Annotated in this window: 1 protein-coding gene; it reads right to left on the bottom strand. The window is 60.7% G+C overall.

From position 1 onward, the window contains the following. Positions 1–64: 64 nt before the first annotated feature. A partial coding sequence (locus tag R0J92_RS22290) for a GNAT family N-acetyltransferase (protein WP_411053258.1) occupies positions 65–305 on the bottom strand: 241 nt, incomplete at its 5' end.

Genomic DNA, 305 nt, shown 5'->3' on the forward strand with positions numbered 1-305 from the left:
GAACCGGTTTCGGGTTAAAGACATGCGATAAAACAAACAGATAGAGCATTTCTAATGAAATGCTCTATTTCGCCCGGTTGGCGTGGCGCACGATACCGCCGACGCCAATCACCGCGCCCGGCGCGAGTTCGCAGGCGAGCATCCGGCGCGGATCGACCGGTGCCGGCATGATCATGGAGCCCGGCGCGACCATCTTGAAGCCGAACGGACCGTAGTAAGGCTCATCGCCGACGAGAATGACGAGCTTGTGGCCTGCCTTTTCGGCGGCTTCCAGCGACATGCGCATCAGCCTGCCGCCGATGCCC

Source organism: Tritonibacter sp. SIMBA_163 (genome assembly GCF_046535935.1).
In the GTDB taxonomy this organism is placed as follows: domain Bacteria; phylum Pseudomonadota; class Alphaproteobacteria; order Rhodobacterales; family Rhodobacteraceae; genus Epibacterium; species Epibacterium scottomollicae.